Genomic DNA, 26,319 nt, shown 5'->3' on the forward strand with positions numbered 1-26,319 from the left:
TACTTTATATAATTTACTTATCATTTATACTGTATCACATCTCCCCATAAACAAAAAACGTCTAGAAAAACTATAATACTAGTTTTTCTAGACGTTTTTCTATCTCTCGTTATTAAGTCCCAATCTCTCGGTGAGTAAACGATGACAATAAATTGCAATGATTAACAAAATGCCCCCTGCGCAATAACCAGCTAAAATATCAGTTGGGTAATGAACATTTAAAATAACTCTACTTAATCCAATCAATATAATTAATATACCCATCGAAATCGTAATACCACATTTTCCAGCTGTACTTTTCAAATTCGCAGCAATGATATAGGCAAGAAAACCGAATGTTATGATAGATAGCATTGCATGTCCACTTGGGAAGCTATACCCAAGTGCGTCAAGTGCCTCATTTAATGATGGGCGGTCTCTTTTTGCAATTTCTTTTATCCCCTTATTAACAAGGTGTGTCGTTAATATAGCCATTGGATACACAATCATAGCAGCATAATAACGCTTTTTCCAAAAAACGAGCAAGCTTATAATTAGTGTCGTTATAACTCCAACTGCAGATCCTAGCTTTGTAAAGTAGGAGAAAAATGTAAGTGAGCTTTCCGTTTGTAATCCTTTTACCATATCACGTACGTATGTATCCATCATTGTAACACCACCTACATGTACCCTCCAAGCGATGATGCTAAATAGAACAAACAATAAAACGATACACATTAACTCATACTGATGTAACTTTTTCTTCAATCGATTTCCTCCTACTATGAAAAAATGCGATTTCTACTTTAGAAACCGCATTTCCTTACTTATTTACCTTTTGTTTTCAGCTCTGTCCAGTAGCGATCGTAGTCTTTTAACTTATCGTCTACATCAACAAGCCATTCTGTACGATCTAATTCTTCTTTTGTTAAGAAGATCATGTGATTATCACGATATTCTTTACTATGAAGAGGATGAGCTTTTTCATTTGGATTACTGTAACCAATTGACTCGTAGTTTTTCACACTTACTTTTTCATCTAATAAGTAGTTCATAAACTTCTCTGCAAGTTCTTTATTTTTCGCACCTTTTGGAATTGCTAACGTATCAGCCCAAATTGTGCCGCCTTCTTTTGGTACAACGTATCCTACATCTTTATTGTCTTTCGCGATGAATGCTGCGTCTCCAGACCAAACTGTCCCGATCCAAGCATCTTCTGTAATGAATTTTTGTTTAATGTTATCTGTATCGAATGCTAATAAGTTTGGAAGTAGCTTCTGTAAATCATTTGACGCTGTCTTTAACTGTGCATCCTCTTTCGTACTATTAGAGAAACCATTTTTCTTAAGTCCCATTCCTAATACTTCACGAGAATCGTTTAATAAAGTAACATGTCCTTTATATTTCTCGTTCCATAAATCATTCCAGCTTGTAGGTGCTTCTTTCACATACTTTTTATTGTATGCAATTCCTGTTACACCCCAAGTATATACTAAAGAATACTTATTCTCTGGATCAAACGCAGGTGTTTTAAAGTTAGAAACAAGATTCTCGATGTTCGGGATGTTCTTCTTATCTAAAGGTGCCAATAAGTCCATCTTCGCCATCGTTTTCACCATGTAATCAGACGGCTGAATCAAATCATATGTTGCGCCACCAGCTTGTAATTTCGCAAGCATTTCTTCATTACTTGCATATTTATCATAGTTAATTTTCACGTTATATTTCTTTTCAAAATCTCTTAAAACTTGCTCATCAAAATTGTCAGCCCAGCTATAAATGTTTAATTCTTCTTTTTTCTCACCGCAACCAGCAAGTACACCTGCAGCAAGACTGAAGCTAATTGCTATACCAGCTAATCTCTTCACTAATTTCATCGGTTTATTGCCTCCTCGTTCTTTCTATATCATTCGTATTATAAAGGAAGGTGTCCTCCAGAGTTTTCTTCACCGTCTGCACCTTTATTACGGAAGATTTCCGATAGCACCATTAATCCTACAATTACAACAATTAATATTGTAGAAAGAGCATTAATTTCAGGTGATACTCCGCGCTTAACCATACTATAAATGTATAATGGCAATGTTGTTGATCCTGGTCCTGATACGAAGAAACTAATTACAAAATCATCAATCGATAATGTGAATGTTAATAATGCGGCTGAAATAACTCCTGGTGCAATTGCTGGTAACGTTACATAACGAAACGTTTGCCACGGCGTTGCTCCTAAATCGTTTGCAGCCTCTTCTAAATCACGTCCCATACCAGAAAGACGTGCGGCTAAAATAACAACAACAAATGAAATACTGAATGTAATGTGTGCAATAATAATTGTTGTTTTTCCAAGTTCCATACCTAATTGACTAAATAGGATAAGTAAAGATAACCCCATTAAAATATCAGGAATTAAAATTGGTAAATATACAAGACCGTTAATGGCCCCTTCAAAACGATATTTGTAACGGTGCAATGCAATAGCAAAAATCACACCAAGAACTGTCGTCACAATTGTCGTTATAAGAGCAATCGTAATACTATTTACAAACGCATCAATAACATCTTGTTTTTGAAATAAATCTGTATACCAATGGAGTGTAAAGCCCTCCCATTCCGCATTAATGCGAGAATCGTTGAAGGAATATACCATTAAAACCATCATTGGAAAATACAAAAACAATAAGATTAACCAAGAATAAGAAACTAAAAACTTCTTCATTTTTGCCTATTCCCCTCCGTTTCCATCATATTTATATACTTTCGTTGCACGATAATATAAGTAAATTAACAGAACAGAGAATAGAACAACAATCATAGATAACGCAGAACCAAACGGCCAGTCACGTGAACCTAAGAATTGGTTTTGAATTACGTTTCCAATTAATGCTACTTTCGATCCACCCATAACGTCTGATACAACAAACATTCCGATAGACGAAACGAATACTAAAATAGAACCAGTGGTAATCCCTGACATCGTCATCGGTACTGTTACATTCCAAAATGCCTTTACTGGTGTTGCTCCTAAATCATAAGCTGCCTCTAGCTTACGCTTATCAAGCTGCTCAATTGCTGCATACACTGGTAAAATCATAAATGGTAATAAAGAATATACCATTCCGAGTATTACAGAAGGTGTATTGTATAACAGATTTAAAGGTTCACTAATAATACCTAGTTTCAATAGCAATGTGTTTACAAGTCCTTGTGAACGTAAAATAACAATCCATGCGTATGAACGAACAAGAAAGTTAATCCAGAACGGAATCGTTGCCAATAATAGAAGGATAGAACGATATTTACGATCAACAATTGTAATTGTATAGGCAAATGGATAACCGATTAATAAACATAGTACTGTCGTAATAACCGCAATTTTCACTGTTTCCCATAACGTCCCCATATATAATGGATCAAACACACGCACTATGTTATCTAATGTAAATTTCATTTCCACTGTCCCGTATGCTCCGCGCTGCATGAAGGCAAATGCTAATACGAACAGAAGTGGAATTAGGAAGAAGAGTAACAGCCATACGACTGTAGGTAATGCGAGTAATTTCCCTTTCTTCAATTTAAGGTCACCTCGTCCTCTTGCTCCCAGCCTACATATACATTATCTCCAATGCTCCACTGCGTTGCTTCTTCAGCAGTTTGGTATGCCATTAGTAATTCCGATGTTTTCTCCTCACGTACATATAGCTTTTCCATATTTCCAACAAATTCAATATCTTCAATATGCCCAAGGTGGTATTCTTTTAAAATTGGCTCTTCAACCGAGCGAACTTTTACATTTTCAGGGCGAACTGCTACGTAGTTTTCCCCATTTTTCACGATATTATTTTCACCGATGAACGTCGCAACAAACAATGTTTTCGGTTGATTGTAAATTTCTTTAGGCGTGCCAACTTGTTCGATATGCCCTTTATTCATAACGACAATACGATCACTCATACTCATCGCTTCTTCTTGATCGTGCGTTACATATATGAACGTAATTCCTAAATTACGTTGTAAGTTTTTCAATTCACGTTGCAAATCTTTTCTTAACTTAAAGTCAAGCGCTCCAAGTGGCTCATCTAATAGTAATACACGTGGGTTGTTTACAATTGCTCTTGCAATTGCTACACGCTGCTGCTGTCCACCAGAAAGCTTCGTAGGTTTACGATTACGGAACTCAAGTAACTGCGTTAAACGCATTGCCTCTTCCGCACGTTCTTTCTGTTCTGCTGCTGATACTTTTTGCATTTTCATACCGAAACAAATATTTTTTTCAACATTCATATGTGGGAATAGTGCGTAATGTTGGAACACTAAATTCATATGACGCTTGTATGGCGGCAAATCGTTAATCTTTTCATCATCTAATAAAAGATTCCCTTTAGTTAGCGTTTCAAATCCTGCGATCATACGAAGTAAAGTCGTTTTCCCGCAACCACTCGGTCCTAAAATTGTTAAAAATTCTCCTTCTTTAATATCTAAAGAAAGAGGGGGGATAATCACTTGATTTCCAAAATGTTTTTCTACTGCTTCAACTTTAATAATCTTTTTCATTTTCCCGTCCTATCTACCTTAAATTTTAATTTTTATATTCATGAATAAATATTTATGTTCTATAGACTATTTTTTGTTTCGATCCAAACAAAAATGGTTGTTTAGCAGCGTTCTCTTCTATTCTTTATGTAGTATGTTTGATTCATTTTTGCATGATACATATGTCGAACAGAAAAACCCCTTCAGTTGCGAAGGGGTTTTTATCATACGGCTACGCCTACTGATAAACACCATCATCATTTTAACAACTTTCGTATGAATTTTAAAGCACTTTTTGTAGAAGAGTAACGAATTTTCATATCGAATGCTGTAGATTGGGACAAAATGCTTTTATAATGGGAAAAAGTCCGAAAACTTTGTTCACCATGATAGCTGCCCAACCCACTACTTCCAACGCCCCCAAAAGGTAAATATGGCGTTGCAAGATGATATACGACATCATTTATACATCCTCCGCCATATGAAATATTACTCGTCACTTTCTTTTGCACTTTTCTATCTTCAGAAAATACATATAGCGCTAACGGCTTTGGATGGTGCTGAATCGTTTCAATTACCTCTTCTATTTTGTCATATTCTATAATTGGTAAAATCGGCCCAAAAATTTCATCTTCCATCACAGCACTTTGCCATGTAACATTCGTTAATACTGTAGGCTCGATGTGTAATGTTTCTTTCGTATAATTCCCGCCAATCACAGGTTTACCGTCTTGTAAAAATGTACATAAACGTTCGAAATGACGCTCACTCACAATTCGTACATAATTGTCATTTTGTAAAGCATCTTTTCCATATTGCTCTGCGATTTCATGTCGTAATGCCTCGATTAATTGCTCTTTCACTGAAGAATGAACGTACATATAATCAGGTGCTACACACGTCTGTCCAGCATTCAAAAACTTGCCCCAAACGATACGTCTTGCGGTTACATCTAGCTTTGCATCTTTATGTACAATACATGGACTTTTCCCGCCAAGTTCTAACGTAAGAGGCGTTAATTTTTTCGCCGCTGCTTCCATCACAACTTTTCCAACACCAACACTACCTGTAAAGAAAATATAGTCAAACGGTTCCTTTAAAAGTGCTGTGCTTTCCTCAGCACCGCCTTCTACTACCGATACAAGCTCTTCTGGGAATAATTCACCTAACATTCTCGTAAGCACTTTTGAAACGTTTGGCGTTAACTCTGACGGCTTTAAAACGACTGTATTACCAGCTGCCAACGCTCCTACGAGTGGTGCAATTGCTAATTGAAACGGATAGTTCCACGGTGCGATAATAAGCGTCACACCATACGGTTCTGGCACTACTTTCCCCTTCGATCCAAAATGAGTAAGAGCTGTGCGAACACGCTTTGGTTTACTCCAAGATGAAATATGCTTCATTTGAAAAGAAATCTCTTTTAGTACATATCCAATTTCTGTTGTAAATGATTCGTGAACTGATTTATTCAAATCTAATTTCAACGCTTGAAAAATCTCATCCTCAAAATGCTGAATCCCTTCATAAAGCTTCTTCAAATTATTCTTTCTCGTCTCTACACTTCTCGTATGTCCTTTATAAAAATATTCCTTTTGTTTATTTACAATAGAGGAAATACTCATTCACTCACCTTCTCCCACTATGTTTATTCCGCTATTAACGAGCAGTAAGACTCTCACCTCAAAATCCAGCGAATTCAAGGAAGTTAGGCGAGGTCGTGCTAATAATCAGTGGGGATGGACAAAACCCCCACCGATTAAAGTTTCACTTTATACAATTCTTTCGTTATTTATATAGACTTTATATGTAACAAATTTCTATTCGTAAAGTTACATTATATATGACTTTTTACTTTATATAAAATTCATTGCTCACAAAAAAACTACCGAAAGAACATCTCTCGGTAGTTTTACTGTATTAACGGTATAAACGAACAGCACCTGCAGAATTATCATCAGCTTGTCCTACTACTTCAAACTTCAGACCAAGCTTCGGTAAAATACGTCCTGCATCTGGAATCTGCTCATTAATATACTTTTTAGAGTCATCGAACTTCGGTACCCCTGGTAATCCATCGTATACGAATGTTCCACGCGTTGGAGATACAACTTTCCAAGCTGGCGTTTTGTCGAATGAGAACGCCGAATCAGCAATTTGGAATCGCGTACTGCTTGTAAATGTTGGTTTGCCATTTAAAGTTCCTGCAATTGCTTCTGGATGAGAGTCAACTACACCAAGGAAACCATGTCCCGGATGTATACCAACCCAGTTATCTGTGTAAGCTGAATCCGCATACCATACAACCATACCAGTGTTATATACTGGACCGCGAGCAAATTTCAATGCGTTATCTGAACCAGCATAGTTTCTCCACTCAACATAGTAGTTATGTTTTTTCTTATCCATTCCGTTAGATGCAACGAAACCGTCCAATTTGAATTGTGGTGTACCTTCTGCATCATCAGAGAATGCAACATTTCCATCTACAGTTAGTGACGCATTATCAAGTGTAAATCCATTTAACGCCAATCCACCGTCTGTAATATATTCAAATACTAGTTTCACTTTCTTACCTTTGAATTGACTTAAATCATATGATTTATCAACCCATTTTCCATTTGTCGTAGCTGCATTTCCACTATTTGCTTTCTCACCAATTCTTTCAATTAACGTTTTTTGACCGTCTTCTGTTACAGCGTGCACTTCAAGGAAATCGTACTCTGCTTCGATTTCATACAATGACTTATAATCGAATTTTGCAGTCGTTGCTTTCGTTAAATCGAATAGTGGCGTTTCCATCGTTGTATGAAGGTCATCACCTTTTGTGCTGTAGTAATACTGTTTACCAAATGCAGGCTGAATTCCTTTTACATCTTTATCTGGTAAGTTAACACGAATCAGACCTGGACGATCTGACTTCGTAACACTTTGGTCTAAGTATGTTGCAAGACCGATACCTTTATTTAATTTCTCGTAATCTACTTCTACGATATTCGCCCAGTTACCACCGATTGTTTTTTGGAAAAACTCTTTATTTTGTGGTGATAAACTCGTTGGCGTTGTTCCTGCGATTTTACCAGCCCAGCTTCCGCCACTCATAATAGACCAAGCTTCAACCGGTTCACCATCACCGCTATATTGTGTATCATACTCATCTGGAAGACCTAAATCATGGCCATATTCATGTGCGAATACACCAACCGCGCCATCTTCTGGTTCAATTGTGTAGTCGAATGCTGCCATATTTCCGCCCCAATATGGAACTTTCGCTTGTGTACCTTCAATTGCGAATGGTTTTGGTCCAACTGTCCAGCGATGTGACCAAATTGCATCATCGCCTAATTTACCGCCACCTGCTTCTTGTCCAACACCCGCATGAATAATCATTAAGTGATCGATTAAACCGTCCGGTTGATTTTGATTCCCATCACCATTTACATCATATTGATCGAACTGATCAAACTGTGATAAATCAAGTCCGCTATCTACAGCCGCTTTTAATGCATCTTTTACTAGATCACGTGGTCCTTTTGGTCCTTTATTATCATGACCTGTTGCTGCATCAGCACCGTAATCAGCTGCTTTACCAGGAACCGTTAACCATTTTGTAACAGTTCCGTCCACTGTGTAGCTACCACCAGATTGCTCTTCATAATATTGTTTAAACGTTTCAATTTTACTTCCATCATCTAGTGTAAAAGGTTCGTTACCAAATAACATTTTTTCATAATGCTCTTTATTAAAATCGTTGGAATACATGTAACCAGGCTCTTTATCAATATTGTTATGCTTGAAATCAGCGTACTCTACAAGTAAAACAAGTACTTTATCTTTACGAACTTCACCGTTATACTCTTTTTGCTTAGCAGGTGAAGTTGGTACTTTCCCATTTAAGCCTCCTCTAACTGGACCTGTTCCTGCTGTAGTCCCGTTTGCTGGCTGCTCTGATTTTTCTTTCGTGTCTGCTTTCGCATCTTTCACTTTCTTTAAAAAGTCAGATGCATCTTTCGTAAGTGGGTCCCCATTTGTCTCTTCTTTTCCAGGATTTTCTCCCTTTTTCTTCTCTACATATTTCTCAACAGCTTTCTTTGTTTCTGTCTCTGAAGCCGATGAATCAATTACCCCACGTTCTTTTAGCGCATTTGCTAATCTCTCTTCTGGGATTAAGTGATCATCAACTGGGCTTGTAGCTGTCTTGTTCTCAGGCTTTTCAGCATAAGCAGACTGGCCCCCAGCGCCTAATGATATGCCTAGAACAGCTGTCAAAGCAATTGTTGATAACACTTTAAATGGTTTCTTTTTCATCCCTTATTTCCTCCCCTAATATAAAATATGTATTACATATTTTATATTATTAAAAATTCAGTATTTTTTCAATATTTAGTCACATTATGTAATTTTTTTAATATATTTGTAAAAATCCCATAGTTAGCATACGAATATATCACAATTCATCAATGTTTTCAGAAAATATTGAAAAGTTTCGCCGAACACTTTATAATTTCTATTGAGGGAATTTAATGGGGATTTTATCTTTGTTTTATCTACACAATATTCGATAATTTGACATATAAAATATACAATTCGATTCAATTATCGTCTACTATGTAGCAGCAATTATGACCGATAATTAGGGAGGAATCACATTTGTACAAAGATAAGGCTGACTCACTAGATCAAGAATGGATTGATTTAATACTTGAAGCTCTAGATGCTGGCATTGCCCTGCAAGATATTGAACACTTTTTCCAACGTATGAAGCATACGAGCCAGGCTCAATAGCCTCGTTCTTTTTAACGAAGTTTATGTTATAATAATCACATCATAAGACGACTACATATTGATAGAAAGGTGCGCAAATATGATAGGAGAACGTATAAAACGCCTTCGTTTACAAAAAGGCATTTCACTAACAGAACTCGCCGAAAAAGCTGGTGTAGCTAAATCTTACATTAGTTCTATAGAACGGAATTTACAAAAAAACCCTTCCATTCAGTTTCTTGAAAAAATTTCAGCTGTTCTACAAATTCCAGTTGATACTTTACTTCACGATGAAACAACAACAGAAAGTCATCTAGACTCCGAATGGACACAACTCGTTAAAGATGCGATGAGCTCCGGTGTCTCAAAAGAACAGTTTCGTGAATTTCTCGAATTTACACAATGGAAGAAAAATCAACAATAATACATATGAAAGAGTGCTTAAAACAAGCACTTCTTTTTTTCTTTATAAAAAAAAGCGGGGAATCCCCGCTTTTTGATTTATTATTTTTCTTCGCCATCTGTTTGGCTTGCGTTGAATGTCCATTCTAAGTTCAATGAATCGCCTTGGAATTTGTTTTGATCTTTACCATCATCTTCGAATACAAATTGTACCCATAGATAGTCTTCTGAATTTGGTGCTAGACCACCATTCTCTGCCCACTCTGGAGCAAAGATGTCTTTAGCTAAAACATCTGGATCCACATTTTGTAAATCAGCTAAAGTTGTTTCATATACAGGCTCACTTTGTTTATCCCAGTTCCAAAGGAATTTCACTTTAATGTGCTTACCAAAGTCTTCACCAGCATTATCACCTTTTGCATCTGTAATAGTATACTTTGTCGCTAATTTAACGTCTTTAATTGCTAAAGTACCGTCGTTCTTTAATAAGAACTCTTTCTTAACAGAATCCCCTGGTTTTAAATCTTTAATATCTACAAGCGTTTTAGGGTTTAATGTAAGATCTAACGTCCCAGCTGCAAATGTATTGTTCGATACTTCTTTATCGCTAAAGTAAGCGAATGTTCCTCCACCAATTAAAGATAACCCCAATGCTGCTGATGCAACTCCCATACCTAATTTCTTTTTCAGACTCACAATCAATTCCCCCTAGCTGTTTTTTGTATTTTTATCTCTTATTTCAAAATAAGAGGTGTAACTAAAACTATATTAGCTTAGCTAATATTTGTTCTTTTTTTAAAACCTTAAGTTCATTATAACGAACAAACCTATATAAATACAACAATATTTTTTTAGTATTTTCAATTATTTTTATTTCTCAATATTGTTTTGATTTTTCAGATTTTTTAGCTCATTCCAACACATTTTCTATTAGAAGCACACGAGAGCAAGACAATAAGTGCGAGGATAAATACTCCCCCACACTTATATACATTATTCTCTTTCATGACAATCTCTAAGTTGTGCTAGCCACAATATTATTGGTTAGTTGAAGTAGCATTCTCATTAAATCACTTGCTCAGGCTACTTAGCTGTTTCTGTTTGTTTCTGTTCTTCTACCTTCTTTTTCTCTTCTGCTTTCTTTTGTTCTTCTATCTTCTTCTGTTCTTCTACTTTCTTTTGTTCTTCTATCTTCTTCTGTTCTTCTACTTTCTTCTGTTCTTCTATCTTCTTCTGTTCTTCTATCTTCTTCTGTTCTTCTATCTTCTTCTGTTCTTCTATCTTCTTCTGTTCTTCTGCTTTCTTCTGTTCTTCTGCTTTCTTCTGTTCTTCTGCTTTCTTCTGTTCTTCTACTTTCTTCTGTTCTTCTACTTTCTTTTGTTCTTCTGCTTTCTTCTGTTCTTCTACTTTCTTTTGCCCTTCCGCTTCAATTGCAACATTTAATTGTTGCTGGAGAGCCTGGATCTGTTCATCAATAGCTTGCAAGCTAACTTCTTTCTCAATATAATCGCGCTTCTCTTTTATACTGCGAAAGCCTTCATTCACATATAAAGCTACTTGCTGAATCGACTCATCTTTATTTCCCTTTAATTCTTCTTGTATTTGATTATAAGGAGTTTCTATTGCAGTATATACATTTTGTAAAGCTTCCTTCTCAGAAGTAATTTTCTCACGTCCTTGCTGCCATACTACAATTGCCTGTTCTATTTCTTCAATAGAAGTTGCTTTCAATTTCCCCTTCATTGTTCCATACTCATGCTCAATAAACTGTTTATGTTGCTCAGCTTGCTCTTTTAACGTATTAACTGTTTTCGGAAATATAATTGCTGTAGAAAGCGTCGCTTCTACTTTCGTTTCATGAATAAATGCCGCTTCTGTATGCGTCATGACTTGAGATCCTAAATAAAACGTAATAGAGCACACACACGGCAATATAAGCATCTTTTTTAAATTACGCGGTCTTTTCAGCATCTTAATCTCTCCCATCGAACAATACGTTCTTTATACAGAACATTATCTTTATTATAATAAAGAACTATACAAAATGATAGCCATATGCTAGAAAAATAGAAAAAGGGCTATCCATGTGATAGCCCTTTTTTATTATTATCTTGCTTCACCTTCTGTTTGTTGTGCATCAAACGTCCAAGTTAAATTTAGTTTATCGCCTTGGAATTCATTTTGGTCTTTTTTATTATCAACAAACTCGAATTTCACTGTAAATTTATCTGACTTACCTGCAGAAATACCTTTTTCATCCCAGAACCAAGCAGATAAATCATTGTCTACCGCTGTAAGTGTGTCACCCTTCAATTTATCTAGCGTTGTTTCTTTTACAATTGTTTCATGCTTATCTACATTTTTTAAGAATGTTACTTTAATATGTTTACCAAAATCATCTTTATTGTCGCCCTTCGCATCGGTTACTTTGTAATCTGTTTTTAGTAAAACTTTTTTAATGTCTAAAGAGCCTTTATTTTCTAGTTTAAAATCTCTTTTAATTGTATCGCCAGGCTTTAAATTCGATACATCAACAACTGTCGATGGGTTTGCCGCTAAATCAAGTGTACCAGCCGCAAATGTATTGTTTGACACTTCTTTGTCGCTAAAGAATGCAAATGTTCCTCCACCAACTAATGCTGCTCCTAGTACTGCTGATGCGATACCCATTCCTAATTTTTTCTTTAAAGTCATGTCCATATCCCCTTAATATATATATTTGTTAACTTCCTAAACGGAAAGTATAACCAAACGAACTAGACGGATTGTTCTACTTTTTTATCTTTCTTTTCTCCGTCAATGCTACGAATAGCGCCAAAAATAGAAATTGCGGAATAGCCAAGTAAAAAGACTCCAGGAATAATGAGAAGTAATGCTGCTCCCGCTTTTGAACTCGCATAATTCAGTCCATAACCAACGTATGGGACTGTAATATCTGCATACTTTCCGATTACATTCTCTGCAAGTACTGGTGCTAAATCTGGTCCGTTGTTGTTATCCCCTTTTGTTTCATACATTACTTTTCCATTTGTATCTTTCGCACCGATAATACGGTGAGTGATAATTTTGTCATCTTTCTCTTTAAACGTAATAACATCACCTTTTTTATATTTAGAACCATCTTTCGTTGGCTCTATCGCAATGATTGATCCTGTTAAAAATGTTGGTTCCATCGATCCTGAAAGAACGCTCTTAAATTGATATCCCATCACTGTTGGATCACCACCACTCGCTTTTGAAGAAATAACTACAAAAGCTAAACAAACCATTACCGCAAATAAAACAAATGAGATAACGTTGCTAATCACCTTCCAAATTAATTTCATCGTCTCTCTCCCTCTCCGTTGTTTTATATTATTTGAAGTATGCAACATTCATTTTCGTTCTTTAACAAGAACACAAGTAAATAATATAACGAACGATGCGGAAATGCAATAAGAAAATTTACAATTATTAGTTAAATTACTTTTGAAATGCATACAAAAAAGACCGTGACAAAATCTCATCACGGTCTACTAGCAATTTATTTTTCTTCTGATTTCATCCCTTGGTTATTTCGGCGCAGCACTACATATAAAATCGCTCCAAATAATACAATCGCACCTATTCCAACACTTATCACTTTCACATTCGATTCCTTTACTTCAGGTGCAACTGTATCTTTTTTAGGCATCGCAAAAGTAACATCTTCTTTCGAAAGAACATTTATAGTCGCAATCGTTTGATTATTTTTTATAATATCTACCGCACCAACTACTTCACCGCGATGAATTCCTTTTTGGTACAAAGCTTCTTTATCCACTGAATTAACCCGAAAAGCCGTTTTTACATTTTTCCCTTCATCTTTCTTTAACATAAGCTCAGCACTGTTTTCGAGCTCAGAATCAACATCTTTATTTAAATACGTTGTCTTTTGATGCCAACTATGTTTATCTAGTACCGTTTGCTTCGTAAATTGCCCGAAAGAATATTCCGTCATCTGCTTCAAATCTTCATAAATTTCAGGTCTTTGAGAAGCCATTACTACATTTATAATACGATTTCCATCCTTCTCATTTAATAAAACGAGCGTATTGCGCGCTTCATTCGTAAATCCTGTCTTACCACCAATGCTATATGGATTTTCAAAATAAGTAGACTTATTAAAAATAGAAACTGTTTGCCTAGATGTCGTAACCGTCGTTCTTTTCGTATTCATCGCTTGTAAAATTTCAGGATACTTTTGCACACCTCTCGTAATCATCGCCATATCATATGGCGTCGTATAATGATTTGGATCATGCAATCCATTTGGCGTTACAAAATGGCTATCTTTAGCCCCTAATTGCTTCGCCCTTTCATTCATCATATTGGCGAAATTTTCAACACTTCCTCCAATATGCTCCGCAATCGCATAGGACACATCATTCGCACTCAGCACCATTAAAATCATAAGTGCAGTATTTCTATTAATAGTCTCACCAGGTTGAAACTCAATTTGATAATTACTCTTCTCTTGATCTAATGCTAGTTGTGAAAACGTAAATTGATCCTCTGGCTTCGTATGCTCCATCAGTAAAATCGCCGTTAACACTTTCGTCATACTAGCAGGATACGCACGATGATGTGCATTTTTGTCGTACAACATATCTCCTGTTTTCGCATCAATCGTAGTCGCAAACTGACTAAAAACATTCGGCCCTTCCGCAGGTGGAGGTGCCACTTGCTCCGGATTTACTCCAATATTCGTCTCAGCATATAACGTCATAGGTGTCAAAAAAAATAAACAAATAACCATAATAAAAACCGAAATTTTCTTAAAATTTACCATATGACTCTCCCTTTTCACTTTACTTTCACATTCTATAAAATAACTCTACCAATCCATATGTAATTTGTATTAAATTGGAAGAATATTCACTATTTTTTACTATATCACACTTTTACGATAAGGAACATAAATATACAACAAAAAATAAGAAGGAATTACTCTTTCTTATCCTTCTCATCAATCAACGAATCTATTAACTTTTGCCCAGCTTCCTCAGCTGTAATCTCATCCGTCATACCCATAAACGACCAACCTTTAGAATCGACCCACTCAACGAACTCTTGTAAAAACTCATCATGCGTCACATCCACATCAAGAATCGAACCATCAATCGAAATCGTTCTATTTCTAGACACACGCATCTTAAACGTTTTTCTTACCATTACAATTATTCTCCCTCTACTCCTGAATATTTATAAATATCTTGTACTTCTTTTATACATGATTTCTTAAAAATTGTAAAAAGGATATATTGGCCAATTTGCATATTAAAAATGAAAATCTCTTATTATATAACCCTCACACTATATTCACTTAGTCATAAATTACGGAATACATCCATATAAAAAAACAAACCAACTTACATTCTATCACACCAACTACACTTGACTTTAGTACGATCAAATAGAATATATTAGAAAACACCTTAAAATGAGGAGGAACTCCATGGCGCGTTGTACGTATTGTAAAACGAAGTGGAAAATAAAAGATGTATGGTCGATACTCGTGACATTTGAAAAAGATTGTCCGTATTGTTTCGGACGGCAATATCTATCAAAGAAAACATTGAGCGCTATGCCAGAATTTATAAGCTTACCTTTACACTTCTTATTCCCTTTTCTTGTTGACTTAAGCGATGAAGGTTCTTTGGATTGGTATCGAAAATCATAATATAACCGGTTTATTCAAAATCCACTTTCAATTAAATGTTCTTCTTATATATTCCTTAATACACTACTAGCGTGATTCCAAATACTTTCCCTTTAAAAGATTACTATAAAATATTGTAAAATTTCAGTTAATTATATATAATTGCTTTAGCATAATGATTAAAGATGCTATTACATAAGCATTTTTGAAGATCCCGTAGCTCAGCAGGGAGAGCGCCACCTTGACAGGGTGGAGGTCGCTGGTTCGAACCCAGTCGGGATCATAAAACTCAAGAGTATCAAGGCTTGAGAGGACATTCTCAAAAGCTAAAACTGTGGAGGTCTCCATCAGACACCACAAGTTAAAAGAGGACTACTTCTAGTCAGCTAATCAGCTGGCTCAGAGGTAGTCCTCTTTTTTGTTTCTATAAAACTGAGAAAGGACTGATAAGAAAATGCTACTTAAGTTTGCTATGAAGGACTTTAAGGAGGAAAAAGAGTTCGCTAATCTGTCTCCTCGTACAATCCAATCTTATATGGCTACCATGCATGAGTTCCAAACGTTCTGCTCTGAGAGAGAACTGATAGATACACGAGATATTAGAGAAGCAACTGTTAAGAGCTACCTCATGTATTGTCAACGAACAAGAAAAAACAATGTAGTAACAAGAAACACAAAGCTTCATCACCTAAAGATATTCTTTAACTATTTACAACATGAGGACATTATCACTGAGAAAGAAAACCCTATTCGTAAAATGAAGCTGGCTAAAGAGGATATAAAAATTGAGGTATTCCAAGATGAACATATCAAACAAATGCTTCGCTACTATAGGAGACTTAAAGCAAGAAATAAAAGCTTTTACGCTTATCGAGATCACACTATTATTGTTTTCCTTTTAGGAACTGGCTCGAGGTTAGGGGAGCTTATCAATATACGCTGGAGTGAATTGGACTTAGTAAACCAAACCGTAACCCTATTTGGTAAAGCTCGAAAGCAGCAGACTGTCCCTCTCACGGACAAACTTGTAAAAGAACTTTGTGAGTACAAGGTATTTGCAGAACGTGAGCTAGGTAAAATCCCTGAGTACGTATTTACCACACGAGAAGGAAAACAAATGAGTCCTAATGGTATCAAACTCATATTTAAACGACTCAAAGCGGTAATGAACTTTACTGATGTTCGCTTATCAGCTCATACTTTCCGTCACACTTTTGCTCATCGTTGCTTAATGGCTGGTATGGATGTTTTCACTCTCCAAAGAATGCTGAGACATAGCAATTTGAGAATGACTGAGAGGTATCTTGCTCTTTGGGGAACTGCCTTGAAAGAGCAAAACGATAAGTTTAATCCACTTAATTCACTTGAGATTTAAAACAAATAAAAAGAGAGCCCTCCTAGTTTGGCGACCGGAAAGGACTCTCTTACAGCTACAGAAACTCGAAGGAGCTTCCTTGTTTGCTATTGTATCATGCTTATTGGTACTAGCTCAAGAGGTCTTCCTTCTTGATTATATAGGAGGAATAACTATGAAGGAATTACGTAAGTATCAATCGTTTAATTCAGTAGCTGAGATGGACAATTCTATTAGTGAATACCTGTCAGTGTACAAGCTTAAGGAGTCTGAATACACAGTACTATGGAAGATTGCTAGTTATAGTTGTAAATTTGTAGGAGTTAGCTACCTCAAAGTACAAACATTAGCTGATCTAGTACACTACTCTAAGCGTACTATTCAGCGTTGCCTAAAACGTTTATCCGAGTTAGGTATCATTACTCGGATAGAGAGTTTTAAACCTGTTAGAGGTGGTCATTCAGCATTCATTAATGTGATCAATCCCTTTGATAGTCACACTGTTTTGTCACCCCAAGAGGAAGCCGAGGAGCCTACCCCTGAGTGTACTGATGAGGTGCCAGCTCATACAGATACAATTCCTTCTAAAGCTAAAATATCTAATAATAAAACATACGTAGTGCACGAGTTAGGTATTAACCATTTAGTATCTGCTGGTGTTCCTATGGAGTTCGCTATCTCTACATTACCTTATTTCGATGTAACTAAAGTGTTCAAACTATGGAGTAAAGTATGTATGGCAACCAAGAAACATGCACCTGATTTAGTGGATACTTTAGAGATTGCTATCTCAAGTGTACAAGCCTCGGTATTGGCTTCAAAGGTTAAACGTGTACGTGATTTCACAGGCTACTTCTATGGAGTTCTGGCTCAGAAGTTATCTACTGCTCAGCGATCTCTTAAGTGCAAACTTTTCAACTTTCTCCAGTAGCATTACTGTAGGTAATAATCCCTGCTATCTGGTTGCTGTCCTATCTCGGTTAACCCCAGAGGTAGCATCTGTCCAGTAATGCTCGATGGGTTACACCTGTTAGCATTCAATCTGGTTATTGTCCGTTCTCTGTAGGTACAAGGATATGTACATTATAAATACCCTTTGAGCTGGCAACTAATCAGGTATATGCTCGATGAAATGCTGTATGAGACAGAAACGTCCTCTCAAAGAGATTTGTCGCTATGAAAAAAAGCTCCAGATTAACCCATACGAACTTATATAAGGACGACTAATACATTTGCATCTATGTAGGTTACCTGCTCAGCACGCGCCTTGTATGAGGTCTAGTGAATTTTACCTACTCGTGTGAAATAATCTAAAAAGTTTACAAATAAGTATTGACGGTTCAGGAACTTCTAATGTAGTATGTAATTAAGCCACTAAGGAAACGAGGTGAGCAAACAAAGTGGAAACTAAACAGCAACGATTCTACGGCAGGATCATGGAGTACTACGAGTTGGATAACATAGAGGATGCTAAGAGGATGTACAACGCATATAATCAGCTAAAGAAGATTGAGACTCCTCACAAGGCAACTATCGTAGACAACATGCTAACTCGTTTGTACGCCGGTAAGAAGATTATCGAGTAACGCAAAATAGCCCTACTCCCTCAAGTTTTGGCGAACTAGGAGTAAGGCTACGCAATTCAGTCGAACCTATAAGGCTCTTTCCTCCCTATGGTATCACGAGCAGGAATAGCTGTAAAGGTTCGACTCCACAGGAGGCGAATAAGTTGAAACTTAAAGATTGGGTTATGTCGACCTTGGTAGCTAGTGGCAGCATTACCTTTCTTTACGCAGTCGGTTACATCGTTTCACTCATGATTGTACACCTGTAGTATTACCTTTCTCGTGTAAACAAACAAAAACTAAAGGGAGAGATTATTTATGACAACAAACACTATTCAACCAACTAATTTAGATATCGTTATGGAGGAGATCGATACTCTAGTATCTAACTTCCAAGACTCACTTTCTCGTATCACTAATAAAGTTTGCAAAGTAGATACATTTCAACTAGGTCTTACGTATGTAGTTATCTTACACGCTGGCAAAATCTCTAAAACTCTTAGTTTTAATCTCAATGAATTAACCGAGGAGTTAAACCCAGAAGCAATCAATGATATATTTAACAGATAATAAACACCGAGCTGGCCCCCTGAGTCGGCTCTTTTGTTTTCCTCCTCAGGTTTACCATTACGGTAATTGAAATTATAAGTTTATAAAATCATGCTAACTCTGCTTTATTTATTTTGGAAGTCGGAATAAGATTCAACTCTAGTACCACCTTCAAAACAAACCTTTTCCCCTTGCTCCACGTCCCTTTGAATTAACCTTTTCATATGTGTGCTAAAATACATTTGCCTTTCCATATGATTGTATAAACGCCTGTCCAGCGGATCAAGCATATTAAACGCAACCGTTTTAACTTTCTTCATCTCAGTTATCTCCTAACAGTTATTTATATAGATCTACCACAGAACTTAATAACTCCTTGCGCTTGCTCAGGGGTTAACACAAATCCATCCTTTTTACTTCTCCCTTTTATATCTACAGCTAAATAGTTACCATTGAGAGGAGCAAAAGAAATTATTTCACCTTCCAAACCCAAAAGTTCAGCACTCTGCTTTTGCTCTAATTTTCTTATCACCTGTTGAGATTGACTAAGCAATAACTCAGTTTGTATAACTCCTCCCATTTCAGTTCGTATAGTGAAGCGAATTTTACTCCCTATTGATTCCACCTCAAGTCTCACATATCCATCTATAAAAACAATTGAATCAAACAAAACAAAACACCCCCTCACCTAGTACCACTTTCCAAATCTGATTATAGAGTAGTCAATCTAGAAAGAAAACACCTTTTGTAAAGTTGGTTTACTGTGGTAATACCCGATGTTTCAACTATCTATCTTCTCTATAAGGCCGTATCCCGCTTGCGCACCCTCCCTTTAGTTATAATTCTAGAGAGACAGACGAAAAGGTGACTTACACAAAAAAATACCGAGATAGCACTTCTACAGAGTTAGCCCTACCTAGTATCAACTAAGTAAAGATAATCTCCTCAAAAATGCTATCTCGGTATTGTACTTTCTAGATATACCTACATGAGTACGAACATGACAAGACACCCCAGTAGACCATACATGAGTAAGTAAAGCCACAGCGACCATCTCAGTTGGTTCTCTTTACGGTTATTTCTCATTAGCTACTATCTCCTCTACTTCCACATTTATTAGTTTTCCATCTATGGTGTATCTCAATTGGTTGTTATAACTCTTTGTGATATCACTATGGAGCCAGCTAACCCCACTGTCTGTCTCAGTGGTAAAGTTACTTAGGTATTCTTTGCCTCCACTAGTCCATCTAACATAACATCTATACTTACACATATAGCATTCCCCCTCGGATGGATTAGTTATCAAATAACATTGATGGATCAAACGTATTAGGATTCTCAATATTACCCTTAGACAAGCGGTACTTACGGGATAGTCCTAATTCGTCTATTAATCTAATATAGCGACTCTCGAAGTCTGCCATACTTACCTTCTCATTGACTGCATACTCCATAGTTACATTCTTACGTCTAGCCTTAATGAGGTTAATCAGAGCTAGGTCAAGTGTTTCTAAATCTAGCTTGTCCAACTCGTATTTCTCTTGATAGTGTTCGAACGTTTCTTTATACCATTGGTTCTCCTCCTCAGTTAGATCCGCTTTAAAGTCCTTCAGATACAACCCGTGAATGTAGTTACCTGGAGTTAGATTCTTTAACGCTTTCGCTTTCCCCTCAGGAGTGCGTGGCCCTCCAGTGGGATTATGAGGTCTAGCCATATTAATTTCCCTCCTTAGTTACACTGAATAGTAATACAGATACATTCGTTAGATTAATCTCCCTGTGCTTGTCTACCTCTATAGTGAACAATGAGCTAGATTCACTTTCTAGCCATTCTTTGAACTCCTGCAACTTAATATCTGAGAGCTGGACTTCTAGAGTGCCACCTGATGAGGTTACGATCTTTACTTTATTCATTTAGCCTACCTCCTATTTGATTCCTAATGATTTAACATACTGTTTGTATTCTTCCTCAAAGGATTTCTCTTCCCGAGCTATTGCCTCCATAGTCACCGAAAAGGCTTTGTATACTTCTTGAGGGCTGTACTTTAGGGGTTCTTCCTGCTCGGAGAATAGTTGAGCACCTTTTAGTTGCGGGAATGCTACAAGGCTTACTTCTCGAATCCGTGAGGGGTTGCCTTTCTGGTCAGTGTAGAATGAGATAGACACCTTCTTGGCTAATCCCTTTTGAACACGCTGTTTAATGGAGTCCTCGATAATACGAACGGTTCCCATCAGCTTTTCACCTACTACCTTCACGCTCTCGAGTAGTCCAACGGTATCTTTTGCACTCTCACTGTGGTCTAACTGGATTGGTATCATGTCCTCTTTGTTAAACGAGCTAGCCAAAGCATGCAAGTCCTTACTTGTGTAGTTTCGTCCTCTGTGTTTACCTGTGGAGAATAACTCTGCATCCTTCATTAGGTCTTGTCCTTCCTCGGAGAACGACTCCGTTAAATGACCTGTATTGTTAAACTTCATAAGTTGCATATATTTCACCTCATTAGTTTAAATAAAAATAGGGAGCAACCCATAATGGCTACTCCCTATTAGGTTGTACTAGGCAATAATATTTTTAAGTAAGTATACGCCTTTAGGATCCGTCACGTATGACTCTGTGAAGCGTAACGCTCTCACAACTGTAGTCATGTCCTCATCTTGGTTGTACTGGCTCGTAGATAATGGAACTGCATCAGCAATATCTCCGATAGCTCCACGTTGAACTAACAGTACATCCTTATCAGCGAACATTTCATCTACAATTAGGTCTAAACCTAAGAAGTTACCGCGGTAACCAGCCAATTGTTTTAAGTCCTGATTGATGTATTCTGGAGAAGCATCACTATTGTTAGAGATGATTCCAAAAGTAGCTGGAGAGACAACCATCGTGTCTAACACGTAGCCAAACTTTGCAGCTTCAACCTGTGCAGTCGTTAAATCACTACGAATAGCAATAGCGCCCTTAGTGGTCTGTCCCTTAGCTGATTGACCAGCAGTTACATCACTCCAGTATAAATCTGAGCCAGTACCTGTTTTAGTACGCTTGTTAATATTTGCATCATTTAGAATGCGATCATAAGTCATTGCGTTAACCATATTACTAACCGAGTTAGCAAGCTTATTGAACACTCGCTCAAAGTAACTGTCAGCTCCAAAGCGTTGTTGCTCGTACGAGATAGCAGCCTCTAAGCCATACTTACGGATTAAAGCAAGTTGCGCCTTCTCGCTGATACCAATACGTTTGAATCCTGAGCCTTCACCTACCTCAGGTACTTCTTCGTAAGCATAACGACCGTTAGCATCTGCATCAGCATCTTTGAAGAATTTAACTGATAGAGCATCAACTGAGGTTTTAGTCATAAGTAAGTCAGCGATCATCTTGCGACCTGCTAAGTCCTTAATACGACGATCTACAAATTGTTTCTTTAAATTGGAGTGTTGTCCTAAAATAATATCACTCATGTGTTTCCTCCTTGTATATCCTCTCATGAGAATATTTCCATTTAGTTGATTTGTTGGGATAACCGTAAGAGTACGGTCTCCGCTGGGGTTGGTAATGACGAAATAGTGCTACCCAGTAGCTAAGCCATTATAGAAGGAACAAATGAGGAAACCCTCAGGAGGTAAAACTCACTTATTCCCTCTATAACAACAACGAGACAGCAACCTCCGTAGGCTTGTCATTTCCTACTTCAGCAGTTGCCAGCTCATTGGTTATTGATTTCGTTTTACTTTAAATGCTTCTCAGTTGCTCTTGAGTGCTACCAATAATGAACTGTATATGCTCTAGACTCTGCTGAGAAAAATCGAACTTTCCAGCAAGCCAATTCTGAATCGTACATCTACCAAATCCCACCTTCACAGCAAAAGCTGTATTAGAGCACCCTGTGATTTCTTTATATTTGAGGTACCTCTCTCGAGTAGCCTGATTCATAGCAACCTTTACGTCTGCTTCCTCAACAGTTAATTTCTTAAATGGCATATTCATCACCCTTTACGGTTATTTGTCTAGCTATCTATTGGTCTATACTTGTGTAATTAAAAGAAGACTCCACCAGCTCGTACCAGTGGAGTTAGCCATAAGAGATGTTCCCCAACATCAAACCCTCAGGAGGTTACATATGGCTGATTTAATCTTAGGACTTTGGAGAGATTAGCTCTCCATTGCGATTACCGAGGAAGTGATTTTTCTCTCTGGAGGAGACTCGATAAGCGCAACGCAAAGTTAAAAAAGGTGATCTACCGAAGTTTTCCGTTCTCCAGTAGATCCAATGAAAGGAGATTAATACATGAGTAAAATGGGGAGGACAACTGCTGAGTAACTGAAGGGGGTAAGCTTCTCAGCAGTTCAGTGTGATATCCTCTAATTTGTTTCCTACATATATAGAGTAGTAAACCTACTACCAATTTTGTTTCCTTACCTAACTTAGGCTCTATTTTAGTAGGGGTCATTTTGCCACTTACTAAAATTTCTCTAATTTCTTTACCTTCTATCGACTTATAACCATCAAGCTCAATTTCTTCCTTGGGTTGTTGATATTTTCTTTAGGTGTGTTTTATCACTCAAGAAACCCATCACTTCTTTTTCACTGTTTGGCGATTGGCTTACGGGAAATCATTAACAACTCGTATATTCCGTCCTCGGTGAGGAACCATTGCTTATGGCTACTTCCGTCCACTCTATATATTGTATACAGTGCCTTTTCATCTTCGTCCTTCATTTTGAAACCATCTAGTCTAGGCGTAATATTTAGGGAGGGTACATCTTGTCCCCGTCCTTAGACAAACCAAAAAAAGCCAGCTCTCAGTGAGCCAGCCAAGTATAAATATTATCCTTTTTAGTCATTTTCCTTGGTTGTACTTTTATTGGTGTAACCTGAGCCAGTGCATTATCGAGAGAACCAAATTCAGACTCGATAGCTACAAACAACTGGGGACGATCTCTGGAGAACGCTACCTCGCTTATATTTTTACCGTAGTATTTCAATTCAGCTAGTATCTCTAGGATTATATCTTTCGAGTAAATGCTCATTTGTTTTCCTCCTTGGGGGGGTAATGTGGTGGGGTGTACCCTGTGGATCATTGGTAGGGGATTACTTTTTGAAGTTATCTTTAGAGAAGGAAGCCAGCTCGATAGCATCAGCCAGCTCTCTTATGTTTGGAGTTCTAAGCTTTTTACTAACTAGTTGTGGATTCAAGATGATTACCTTCTTAACGGAATTAATCTCCATTAGTAATCCTGCTCGTATTAACTTAGGGATAGCTCTCTTTGTGAAATCAGCTGAGCAACCAACCGAGAGAGCAATGTGTTTTCTACTCCATATTTCTAACTCTGATACATTCACCTCGTGAGGGTTGTCCACCAATATATGCAACTCATAATGGAAGTGACTAAGTAGTTTAAAGAAGAGCCCTAACTCCGAGAAGGTAATCTTTTTAGCTACCTCTAGGAGCTTACCTTTGTACACTTTTGTGAACATATCCTTACTCTCGTAGTTCCCTATATTGAAGAACTGCTCCCCTAGTGAGATAACTGTGTTGCGCCCCTGTTTAGTTCTAACAATGAGACTTAACTTCTCCAGCTCTGCTAAAATATTCTTTACTTGAGTTGGCTTCTTTCCGAGTAGCTCTGCTAGTTTGCTAGTGGAAAGTAACTCTGATTCTTTTCCTTCCTCACGATAATACAAGACTCCATTTTTACCTAACTTGGCAAACCCCAGCAGGAACATCATTACTCCTGAGTTCTCTAATGATAGGTAATCATTTACCTCTCTTATTTCATCTCTCACCATAGTAAACTGGGTATTACCTTCTTTGTAACTCTCCTTAGGTTTTCCTTTTCTCGCTTGCTTCTGAGCTGGACTAATGATGTCAGCTCCCGAGATTATCGCTTCCTCTACTGTCATTCCTCTTAGTTCATTGATCGTTAGTTGATTGCTCATTTGTTTACCTCCATTATTTTTATTTGACGAGACAGTTAACTATATGATATAATTATTAGTTTCTTATTTTCTATTTATATTGTATTACGTTTCAAAATAAGACACAAGATATATGTATAAATTCTTTCTTTTTTTACACATATAGTGTTATACACTGTAGAGGTTGTCCTCATTTTGGTGTATGAGACTGGCTCTATTAGCCCTTTTTGGTGTATGAGACTGGCTCTATTAATTTACCATCAACCTTACTCCCACAAGGGATTGAGCCTATTTTTGTTATTCGTTTCTCTGTATCTGTGTACCTACTAGGCTATCTCAGCAAGGACCTCTCCTGAGTCAAACTCCTTTGTCCGTCCTCGTTAGGCATAACAAAAGGAGGCAAACCTGATTGGCTGCCTCCTGGGATATTCCTAATTAGATTCTACTTTCTCAATACATAAATACAAAAACCTGAGACGGAGATCTATTAGGCTATTCTATCAAGGCTTGTCTATCTCGTTTACGAGAAGATTATAACCTGATAGCTTAACCTCTATTGCTGCTTCCTCATAGTTATTGTTTTAAAATCATTTAATACCTAATACCTATATGAGCTGGCATCTCTTAGTTTATCCTATCAGGGTTATTCTTTCCGATTCATCGGATAGTTACTACTTGATAGGTTACTCTTAGAGCTACTCCTCTTATAGACCTTTTTTATTTTTCTTTCTCTATGATTACCTATTGGTTATTCCTAATTAGGTATTTCTATCAAGTGGTACCTATCGAGTTAACTCTTTTTAGATATTGTAGTAAAACAACTACCTCAGGGGGCGTATACTGTGTATTTCACTCCTATGTATCAACACTTGAGGTAGACTATACGGTAACTTAGGAGTTAATTTCTACACCTTACTGGGTTTGTCTCATCTCACAAGTTAACTTAGGTAGTGATATGATGAGAGGTAGTAAAACTAACTCTCCGTTTAACGGATACTTCAAGTAGGTTGCCGACTCTAGTGGTTGCTATCTCATATATGAATATATTTAAATACCTTATGAGGACGACCTATGTTGAGCATAGTCCCTGAGTAATACCTGAGATAGCCGATCTCTGTAGGTGAAACTTAGGGGGTTGCTACTGGGGGCTGACTCTAGGGGTTCAACTTTGGGAGATAAATATTTTATAAAACCCTGTAGGTGTCCTGTTAGGTGGTTGCATCTTGCAACTCCCTAAGGCTCGATGTTGGGAGAAAACTTTTTAAATTTACTGCTGAGGTGGAAAACTCTAGGTGTACTGGCTCATGGGGTAAAACTTTGGGGTCGATTTTCCTAATAAATTTCTACTACATATGTTTACATGCGTATACGTACACCCCCCTACGCCTCCTGATTGTGAGAGCACCCACTGAGCACGCCACCACCAGAGGAGCTACTGACAGTCAGCCAACGAGAAAGCGACCAACAGGAATAGCCCTGAGAAGACCCAAGTTGCCCCGTGAGATACTTTACCCCTAGAGGTGGTACAAATTGGTTACTGACTCCACAGAGAAGCTCACAGGCGTTCCTGCTCGTTCA

28 protein-coding genes and 1 tRNA gene are annotated in these 26,319 nt (G+C 37.3%); 7 read left to right on the top strand and 22 right to left on the bottom strand.

Annotated elements, in window-relative coordinates; translation table 11 throughout:
- Positions 1 to 99 precede the first annotated feature (99 nt).
- The 7 genes from MKX77_RS17680 to inhA1 form a co-directional block, all read right to left on the bottom strand.
- Positions 100 to 747 carry a phosphatase PAP2 family protein gene (locus tag MKX77_RS17680; RefSeq protein ID WP_341307353.1) on the bottom strand — a complete coding sequence of 216 codons (648 nt, stop codon included), beginning with the start codon at positions 745 to 747 and terminating at the stop codon, positions 100 to 102.
- A gap of 59 nt (positions 748 to 806) precedes the next feature.
- Positions 807 to 1,856: a spermidine/putrescine ABC transporter substrate-binding protein PotD gene (potD, locus tag MKX77_RS17685; RefSeq protein WP_341307354.1), complete on the bottom strand. Its 1,050-nt coding sequence runs from the start codon at positions 1,854 to 1,856 to the stop codon at positions 807 to 809.
- 38 nt (positions 1,857 to 1,894) lie between these two features.
- Complete coding sequence (gene potC / locus MKX77_RS17690; protein ID WP_215555633.1) at positions 1,895 to 2,695, bottom strand: spermidine/putrescine ABC transporter permease PotC; 801 nt, start codon at positions 2,693 to 2,695, stop codon at positions 1,895 to 1,897.
- 6 nt (positions 2,696 to 2,701) lie between these two features.
- The gene (potB, locus tag MKX77_RS17695; protein WP_113733596.1) at positions 2,702 to 3,550 is read right to left on the bottom strand and encodes a spermidine/putrescine ABC transporter permease PotB; all 849 of its coding nucleotides are present in this window, start codon (positions 3,548 to 3,550) and stop codon (positions 2,702 to 2,704) included.
- Positions 3,547 to 4,530: a spermidine/putrescine ABC transporter ATP-binding protein PotA gene (gene potA, locus MKX77_RS17700; RefSeq protein WP_341307355.1), complete on the bottom strand. Its 984-nt coding sequence runs from the start codon at positions 4,528 to 4,530 to the stop codon at positions 3,547 to 3,549. Before potA ends, potB begins: the two co-directional genes overlap by 4 nt.
- 236 nt (positions 4,531 to 4,766) lie before the next feature.
- On the bottom strand, positions 4,767 to 6,134 hold the full coding sequence (locus tag MKX77_RS17705; protein ID WP_341307356.1) for an aldehyde dehydrogenase: 1,368 nt from the start codon (positions 6,132 to 6,134) through the stop codon (positions 4,767 to 4,769).
- A 295-nt stretch (positions 6,135 to 6,429) separates the two neighbouring features.
- Positions 6,430 to 8,817 carry a M6 family metalloprotease immune inhibitor InhA1 gene (gene inhA1 / locus MKX77_RS17710; protein WP_341307357.1) on the bottom strand — a complete coding sequence of 796 codons (2,388 nt, stop codon included), beginning with the start codon at positions 8,815 to 8,817 and terminating at the stop codon, positions 6,430 to 6,432.
- Positions 8,818 to 9,159: 342 nt separating this feature from the next.
- On the opposite strand from inhA1, the gene MKX77_RS17715 reads away from it, so the two are divergent.
- Together MKX77_RS17715 and MKX77_RS17720 are read left to right on the top strand one after the other, a co-directional pair.
- A complete protein-coding gene (locus MKX77_RS17715) occupies positions 9,160 to 9,294 on the top strand; it encodes an anti-repressor SinI family protein (protein WP_002011474.1) in 135 nt (44 codons plus the stop codon).
- 79 nt (positions 9,295 to 9,373) lie between these two features.
- The gene (locus tag MKX77_RS17720) at positions 9,374 to 9,697 is read left to right on the top strand and encodes a helix-turn-helix domain-containing protein (RefSeq protein WP_002064339.1); all 324 of its coding nucleotides are present in this window, start codon (positions 9,374 to 9,376) and stop codon (positions 9,695 to 9,697) included.
- A gap of 80 nt (positions 9,698 to 9,777) precedes the next feature.
- Here MKX77_RS17720 and calY read toward each other — a convergent pair whose 3' ends face one another.
- From calY to MKX77_RS17750, 6 genes are all read right to left on the bottom strand, one after another.
- Entirely contained in the window at positions 9,778 to 10,371 is a 594-nt protein-coding gene (calY, locus tag MKX77_RS17725) for a biofilm matrix protein CalY (RefSeq protein WP_341307358.1), read from the bottom strand.
- Positions 10,372 to 10,758: 387 nt separating this feature from the next.
- Positions 10,759 to 11,646 carry a DUF4047 domain-containing protein gene (locus MKX77_RS17730; protein WP_341307359.1) on the bottom strand — a complete coding sequence of 296 codons (888 nt, stop codon included), beginning with the start codon at positions 11,644 to 11,646 and terminating at the stop codon, positions 10,759 to 10,761.
- Between the two features lie 135 nt (positions 11,647 to 11,781).
- On the bottom strand, positions 11,782 to 12,369 hold the full coding sequence (locus tag MKX77_RS17735; protein WP_215555628.1) for a CalY family protein: 588 nt from the start codon (positions 12,367 to 12,369) through the stop codon (positions 11,782 to 11,784).
- A gap of 62 nt (positions 12,370 to 12,431) precedes the next feature.
- Positions 12,432 to 13,001 (bottom strand): signal peptidase I SipW, encoded by a 570-nt coding sequence (sipW, locus tag MKX77_RS17740; RefSeq protein ID WP_341307360.1) that lies wholly within the window; start codon positions 12,999 to 13,001, stop codon positions 12,432 to 12,434.
- 197 nt (positions 13,002 to 13,198) lie between these two features.
- Positions 13,199 to 14,485 carry a D-alanyl-D-alanine carboxypeptidase family protein gene (locus tag MKX77_RS17745; RefSeq protein ID WP_341307361.1) on the bottom strand — a complete coding sequence of 429 codons (1,287 nt, stop codon included), beginning with the start codon at positions 14,483 to 14,485 and terminating at the stop codon, positions 13,199 to 13,201.
- 155 nt (positions 14,486 to 14,640) lie between these two features.
- A complete protein-coding gene (locus MKX77_RS17750; protein WP_002064332.1) occupies positions 14,641 to 14,868 on the bottom strand; it encodes a hypothetical protein in 228 nt (75 codons plus the stop codon).
- Positions 14,869 to 15,151: 283 nt separating this feature from the next.
- On the opposite strand from MKX77_RS17750, the gene MKX77_RS17755 reads away from it, so the two are divergent.
- The 5 genes from MKX77_RS17755 (at position 15,152) to MKX77_RS17775 (ending at position 18,844) form a co-directional block, all read left to right on the top strand.
- Positions 15,152 to 15,376, top strand: a complete 225-nt coding sequence (locus MKX77_RS17755) for a hypothetical protein (protein ID WP_341307362.1) — start codon at positions 15,152 to 15,154, stop codon at positions 15,374 to 15,376.
- Positions 15,377 to 15,565: 189 nt separating this feature from the next.
- Positions 15,566 to 15,638, top strand: a tRNA-Val gene (locus tag MKX77_RS17760).
- Positions 15,639 to 15,809: 171 nt separating this feature from the next.
- The gene (locus MKX77_RS17765; protein ID WP_341307363.1) at positions 15,810 to 16,730 is read left to right on the top strand and encodes a tyrosine-type recombinase/integrase; all 921 of its coding nucleotides are present in this window, start codon (positions 15,810 to 15,812) and stop codon (positions 16,728 to 16,730) included.
- A gap of 154 nt (positions 16,731 to 16,884) precedes the next feature.
- Positions 16,885 to 17,640: a helix-turn-helix domain-containing protein gene (locus MKX77_RS17770; protein WP_341307364.1), complete on the top strand. Its 756-nt coding sequence runs from the start codon at positions 16,885 to 16,887 to the stop codon at positions 17,638 to 17,640.
- 952 nt (positions 17,641 to 18,592) lie between these two features.
- A complete protein-coding gene (locus MKX77_RS17775; RefSeq protein WP_341307365.1) occupies positions 18,593 to 18,844 on the top strand; it encodes a hypothetical protein in 252 nt (83 codons plus the stop codon).
- 104 nt (positions 18,845 to 18,948) lie between these two features.
- Here MKX77_RS17775 and MKX77_RS17780 read toward each other — a convergent pair whose 3' ends face one another.
- The 9 genes from MKX77_RS17780 to MKX77_RS17820 form a co-directional block, all read right to left on the bottom strand.
- Positions 18,949 to 19,143: a hypothetical protein gene (locus MKX77_RS17780; RefSeq protein ID WP_341307366.1), complete on the bottom strand. Its 195-nt coding sequence runs from the start codon at positions 19,141 to 19,143 to the stop codon at positions 18,949 to 18,951.
- A 23-nt stretch (positions 19,144 to 19,166) separates the two neighbouring features.
- The gene (locus MKX77_RS17785) at positions 19,167 to 19,493 is read right to left on the bottom strand and encodes a hypothetical protein (RefSeq protein WP_341307367.1); all 327 of its coding nucleotides are present in this window, start codon (positions 19,491 to 19,493) and stop codon (positions 19,167 to 19,169) included.
- A gap of 625 nt (positions 19,494 to 20,118) precedes the next feature.
- Positions 20,119 to 20,538 carry a hypothetical protein gene (locus MKX77_RS17790; RefSeq protein WP_105586639.1) on the bottom strand — a complete coding sequence of 140 codons (420 nt, stop codon included), beginning with the start codon at positions 20,536 to 20,538 and terminating at the stop codon, positions 20,119 to 20,121.
- Between the two features lies 1 nt (position 20,539).
- A complete protein-coding gene (locus MKX77_RS17795) occupies positions 20,540 to 20,737 on the bottom strand; it encodes a hypothetical protein (RefSeq protein ID WP_341307368.1) in 198 nt (65 codons plus the stop codon).
- A gap of 12 nt (positions 20,738 to 20,749) precedes the next feature.
- On the bottom strand, positions 20,750 to 21,310 hold the full coding sequence (locus MKX77_RS17800) for a hypothetical protein (protein ID WP_341307369.1): 561 nt from the start codon (positions 21,308 to 21,310) through the stop codon (positions 20,750 to 20,752).
- A 69-nt stretch (positions 21,311 to 21,379) separates the two neighbouring features.
- A complete protein-coding gene (locus tag MKX77_RS17805; protein ID WP_341307370.1) occupies positions 21,380 to 22,282 on the bottom strand; it encodes a phage major capsid protein in 903 nt (300 codons plus the stop codon).
- A 271-nt stretch (positions 22,283 to 22,553) separates the two neighbouring features.
- Positions 22,554 to 22,802 (bottom strand): hypothetical protein, encoded by a 249-nt coding sequence (locus MKX77_RS17810; protein ID WP_341307371.1) that lies wholly within the window; start codon positions 22,800 to 22,802, stop codon positions 22,554 to 22,556.
- A gap of 822 nt (positions 22,803 to 23,624) precedes the next feature.
- Positions 23,625 to 23,852, bottom strand: coding sequence for a hypothetical protein (locus tag MKX77_RS17815; protein WP_341307372.1), 228 nt, complete (start codon positions 23,850 to 23,852; stop codon positions 23,625 to 23,627).
- Positions 23,853 to 23,913: 61 nt separating this feature from the next.
- The gene (locus tag MKX77_RS17820; protein ID WP_341307373.1) at positions 23,914 to 24,762 is read right to left on the bottom strand and encodes a hypothetical protein; all 849 of its coding nucleotides are present in this window, start codon (positions 24,760 to 24,762) and stop codon (positions 23,914 to 23,916) included.
- Positions 24,763 to 26,319: the final 1,557 nt, after the last annotated feature.

This window comes from Bacillus sp. FSL R9-9410 (genome assembly GCF_038050385.1).
In the GTDB taxonomy this organism is placed as follows: Bacteria; Bacillota; Bacilli; order Bacillales; family Bacillaceae_G; genus Bacillus_A; species Bacillus_A cereus_U.

Coding starts and splice junctions, on each gene's coding strand:
- potD (WP_341307354.1), bottom strand. CDS start 1,856: ATGAAATTAGTGAAGAGATTAGCTGGTATAGCAATTAGCTTCAGTCTT.
- potC (WP_215555633.1), bottom strand. CDS start 2,695: ATGAAGAAGTTTTTAGTTTCTTATTCTTGGTTAATCTTATTGTTTTTG.
- potA (WP_341307355.1), bottom strand. CDS start 4,530: ATGAAAAAGATTATTAAAGTTGAAGCAGTAGAAAAACATTTTGGAAAT.
- MKX77_RS17705 (WP_341307356.1), bottom strand. CDS start 6,134: ATGAGTATTTCCTCTATTGTAAATAAACAAAAGGAATATTTTTATAAA.
- inhA1 (WP_341307357.1), bottom strand. CDS start 8,817: ATGAAAAAGAAACCATTTAAAGTGTTATCAACAATTGCTTTGACAGCT.
- MKX77_RS17720 (WP_002064339.1), top strand. CDS start 9,374: ATGATAGGAGAACGTATAAAACGCCTTCGTTTACAAAAAGGCATTTCA.
- MKX77_RS17730 (WP_341307359.1), bottom strand. CDS start 11,646: ATGCTGAAAAGACCGCGTAATTTAAAAAAGATGCTTATATTGCCGTGT.
- MKX77_RS17735 (WP_215555628.1), bottom strand. CDS start 12,369: ATGACTTTAAAGAAAAAATTAGGAATGGGTATCGCATCAGCAGTACTA.
- sipW (WP_341307360.1), bottom strand. CDS start 13,001: ATGAAATTAATTTGGAAGGTGATTAGCAACGTTATCTCATTTGTTTTA.
- MKX77_RS17745 (WP_341307361.1), bottom strand. CDS start 14,485: ATGGTAAATTTTAAGAAAATTTCGGTTTTTATTATGGTTATTTGTTTA.
- MKX77_RS17750 (WP_002064332.1), bottom strand. CDS start 14,868: ATGGTAAGAAAAACGTTTAAGATGCGTGTGTCTAGAAATAGAACGATT.
- MKX77_RS17755 (WP_341307362.1), top strand. CDS start 15,152: ATGGCGCGTTGTACGTATTGTAAAACGAAGTGGAAAATAAAAGATGTA.
- MKX77_RS17765 (WP_341307363.1), top strand. CDS start 15,810: ATGCTACTTAAGTTTGCTATGAAGGACTTTAAGGAGGAAAAAGAGTTC.
- MKX77_RS17770 (WP_341307364.1), top strand. CDS start 16,885: ATGAAGGAATTACGTAAGTATCAATCGTTTAATTCAGTAGCTGAGATG.
- MKX77_RS17775 (WP_341307365.1), top strand. CDS start 18,593: ATGACAACAAACACTATTCAACCAACTAATTTAGATATCGTTATGGAG.
- MKX77_RS17780 (WP_341307366.1), bottom strand. CDS start 19,143: ATGAAGAAAGTTAAAACGGTTGCGTTTAATATGCTTGATCCGCTGGAC.
- MKX77_RS17790 (WP_105586639.1), bottom strand. CDS start 20,538: ATGGCTAGACCTCATAATCCCACTGGAGGGCCACGCACTCCTGAGGGG.
- MKX77_RS17795 (WP_341307368.1), bottom strand. CDS start 20,737: ATGAATAAAGTAAAGATCGTAACCTCATCAGGTGGCACTCTAGAAGTC.
- MKX77_RS17800 (WP_341307369.1), bottom strand. CDS start 21,310: ATGCAACTTATGAAGTTTAACAATACAGGTCATTTAACGGAGTCGTTC.
- MKX77_RS17805 (WP_341307370.1), bottom strand. CDS start 22,282: ATGAGTGATATTATTTTAGGACAACACTCCAATTTAAAGAAACAATTT.
- MKX77_RS17810 (WP_341307371.1), bottom strand. CDS start 22,802: ATGCCATTTAAGAAATTAACTGTTGAGGAAGCAGACGTAAAGGTTGCT.
- MKX77_RS17815 (WP_341307372.1), bottom strand. CDS start 23,852: ATGAGCATTTACTCGAAAGATATAATCCTAGAGATACTAGCTGAATTG.
- MKX77_RS17820 (WP_341307373.1), bottom strand. CDS start 24,762: ATGAGCAATCAACTAACGATCAATGAACTAAGAGGAATGACAGTAGAG.